Genomic DNA, 3,617 nt, shown 5'->3' on the forward strand with positions numbered 1-3,617 from the left:
AAGGGTATTTTAGCAATTTTAGCCGTTTTCTGTCCCTTTTTCTTGACTTTTTGGGAATTTAATATGGCTGTAATCCTTATATCATAAGTATTTCACAGTTATTCAGCAAACCCTAGATAGGGTTGGCTAAATAAATCTAAAAACCTTGTTGGATAATATTTTTAGGCTTTTTTGAAATCAAAAAGTGCCAGCCATTGGAGGGATCGGGGGGGAAATTTAGGCACTTTTTCCCTGAAAATTAGGTAATTGACCCCCTGAAAATCGGTAAAACCCTACACCCTATCCCCCACACCCCACACCCTACTCCCACCGAAAAACTTTTTCAGCAGACCCTAAATGCAAGGCTGGGGAGACAAATCCCAATCCGTTCAGGATAATCGCTTTCACGACTTGCCCAGCTGTGACAATTTCTCCTGGAACCCATTGATACTTGTTCGTTAATAATTTCAACGATTCCTATTTCATCTATAATTCCAGCTACTAATCCTAGATGGTCTAGATTTTTAACTTGAATTTCTGTTGATTAAGTCATGGTCGAACAGCCCACTCGCCTCAGTTTTCCAAGAATATGACGGTTAAAAACGGCGATTTAACTCAATTGAGGTAAATTACCGAAAAAATGCCGATCATCAACCTGAATTCTCAAAAACTGGTTTAAAATTGATTCATAATTTCCATATAAATATGTTCTAACTGTACGGTCTGACGGGCGATAGAATCAATATTAATGCCGTCGAATGCCCGAATAATCTCGCTTAATTCTAGGTGTTCATCTAACCAAAAAGCTAAATCTTTACCGTAAAATTTGGGAGTAAATCCTAATTGTTTCCCTCGATTAATTGCCGCTTCTTGATCCTGGGTATCCATGATAATAATTTCCTTAGCAGGAATGTGCTGACGCAGCTGATTTAAATTACCTTCGGCAATAATACGACCTTGTTTTAAAATTCCTATACGTTGACAGAGACGCTGTGCTTCATCGAGGAGATGGGTAGTTAATAAAATTGTCATTCCCTGTCGCCGTAATTCTCCGATTAAATCCCAAATTTCATAGCGAGATTCGATGTCTAAACCGGTAGTTGGTTCATCAAGAATTAATAATTTTGGCTGATGAACAATAGCCACGGCAATATTCATTCGGCGCTGCATTCCACCGCTTAAAGTTTCCACCGGACTACGGGCGCGATCAAGCAAATTTACTGCGGATAAACTGGTTTTGATCCGATGACGACGCTGGGGGCGATCGAGTCCATAAATCTGAGCAAAAAAGTTGAGATTTTCCTCACAAGTAAGGGATTTGTACAATAAATTTTCTTGCGGTGCAACCCCAATTAATTCTTTAGTAACTCTGGAAATTGGCAAATAATTAAAGGTAATTTCTCCCGATGAGGGTTTTAATAAATTACAAATTAAGTTAATAGTGGTGGTTTTTCCCGCACCATTGGGACCGAGTAAACCGTAAATTTCCCCCGCTTCAATATGAAAGTTTAATTGATCTAATACTAAGCGTCTTCCGTAATTTTTTTTGACATTACTAATAGTCAGCATTTTTAATAAAGTAATAAGGATAGTCAGGCTTTTTTAGGTCATCAGCCGTCAGCTAGGTAATAGTACGAATAACAGGGAAATTGGCTAACTACACTGAAAAACTAAGAAGCTGAATAACTGATGGTGGGTTACGGCGAATAGATAAATTAATGATTAAGTCTGATAATTTGTCTTCGCCTAACCCACCCTACCTAACTGATCACTGATAACCGATCACTGATTTACAATCGGCGTTCAAGGTTTAACATTTGTCGATAGGTAAGCCAACCACCTGCTACCATAGCTAGAGCAAAAAGACAGAGAAAGCGAAAATGAGAGCTAATATCTTCTAGATTTTCGCCCTTTGCCCAAACAGCAATTAAAGCTTCATTCATGTGGTAGATCGGGTTATATTTAGCCAGAGATAGAATATTGTCGGGGAATAAAGCAGTGGGGAGAAAAACGCCGCCTAAAATTAATAAAGGAACCCCAAAAGTTCCCACCAAAGCATTAACATCTTCTGTTCTTTTCGCCAGTTGAGTACCGAGGATAAATCCTAAACCCACATAGGCGGTGATACTAAGGAAAATAATTAATAATTCTAGAGGAATTGAGCCTTTAAAAGTGGCTCCATACTGTTTAGCAATAGAATAAACTAAAACTGTCTGACAGGCAGCAATCACACAATGGGCGAGAAAAATGCCGATAAAATAGGAAACACCGCTTAAAGGCGATAAAAATAACCGTTTAATCGTTTGTTGTTCCCTTTCTGCTACTACCGTCGCCACGGTTCCCCCCAAACAACTAAAGAAAAGTGCCGCCCCGACGAGGGTGGGAGGAGTAGCCAGAGCCATTGCCTCAGCAAGCTCAATTTTGCCTTTTTCTGCCATAATATAGCCATTTAAGAGCAGGACAAGGATCGGGAAAATGCCCCAGAGGATTAAGCTACGCCCGCGCCGGATTAATTCCACTAAAATTCGTTGAGCGATCGCTAAAATTTCCTGCCAATATTTCATAGAATGTTAGTGTAATTGTTTCTCCCTGTAGAGAAATAAGTTTTTCTACTTTGTGACTTAGGGTTATTGTAAGTGTTCCAGAGCTTGATCGGCACGCAATCTTACCACTATTTCCGCTTCTGTCTCCCCAATCTGTCCTAAAAGTTCTCGAATCGCCCCGCGAAATGCCGCCGCCGCAGTTCCTAATCCCTGCAATCCGACGATCGCCGCATATCTAACCACCCACTCTGGATCCCCTTGCAAAAGTTTCTCCAGTGCCTTAAAAACTGCCTTCTGAGCCTCAAAAACCCGACTTTCCTCCAAATCAGACCAAATTATATTTCCTAAGCCCCTAGCCGCCCCTCGCCGCACGCTAAAGGAAAAATCACTCACCGCCGCCTCAAGCAATAAGTCCAATCCTCGCACATCGCCAATTCCTGCTAGGGCGCGGGTTGCCCAAGCTCTCGCCCCATAATTATAACCGTCTAGGTTGGCCAGTAAATAGGGAACCGCCGCTTTGCCGATGGCGATTAAACCATCCACCGCTGCTACGGAGGCACCGGGGTTATTATATCTGAGGACATCGGTGAGGGTGGGTATTGCCGCCTCACTTTTGGCGGCGGCTAAGTTTTCCACGGCGATTAGTAACCCATTGGCTGAGTCGGCTTTTTCGACGGCAATAATTAAAGTCTCAACGGTAGGAAGCATTGTTTATCAGTAGAGGGGTTAGGGTGTGGGGAAGTGGGGAAGTGGGGTGTGGGGTGTGGGGTGTGGGGTGTGGGGTGTGGGGTGTGGGGAGAATAAATAAAATAATCTCCTGTCTCCTGTCTCCTGTCTCCTGTCTCCTGACTCCTATATCCTAACCCCACCAACAAACTTTTAAAGATAATTTTATCGCCAAACTTTTTTCTGTAAAATCTGACTAATTTCTTGGGAAAAAGGACAATCATCGGGAAAGTTAAAGGATTGATAATTGGGGTTATCTCGCAAGCTTTTTAAAGCCGTGGCATAGCAATCTAAAAATACTTGCTCCCAGTAGGGTTTTAAACTAGGAGAATCGCTCAAAAGTTCTTCTAGTTCCCGTTGACTGCGCCT

Annotated in this window: 4 protein-coding genes and 1 pseudogene; all 5 read right to left on the bottom strand. The window is 42.1% G+C overall.

What is annotated here, in order from left to right:
* Positions 1-333: 333 nt before the first annotated feature.
* Positions 334-514, bottom strand: a pseudogene (locus tag EWV66_RS23575) (DUF4277 domain-containing protein); the annotation flags it as partial.
* A 140-nt stretch (positions 515-654) separates the two neighbouring features.
* Entirely contained in the window at positions 655-1,548 is an 894-nt protein-coding gene (locus EWV66_RS23580; protein WP_052277699.1) for an ABC transporter ATP-binding protein, read from the bottom strand.
* A 221-nt stretch (positions 1,549-1,769) separates the two neighbouring features.
* Entirely contained in the window at positions 1,770-2,543 is a 774-nt protein-coding gene (locus tag EWV66_RS23585) for an ABC transporter permease (protein WP_002734025.1), read from the bottom strand.
* Positions 2,544-2,606: 63 nt separating this feature from the next.
* Positions 2,607-3,230: a C-phycocyanin alpha-cysteine-84 phycocyanobilin lyase subunit CpcF gene (gene cpcF / locus EWV66_RS23590; protein WP_052277700.1), complete on the bottom strand. Its 624-nt coding sequence runs from the start codon at positions 3,228-3,230 to the stop codon at positions 2,607-2,609.
* A gap of 183 nt (positions 3,231-3,413) precedes the next feature.
* On the bottom strand, positions 3,414-3,617 hold a 204-nt coding region (locus EWV66_RS23595), incomplete at its 5' end, for a DUF29 family protein (protein ID WP_287107539.1).

The sequence above is a fragment of the Microcystis sp. M_OC_Ca_00000000_C217Col genome, assembly GCF_007095585.1.
GTDB classification, from domain to species: domain Bacteria; phylum Cyanobacteriota; class Cyanobacteriia; order Cyanobacteriales; family Microcystaceae; genus Microcystis; species Microcystis panniformis.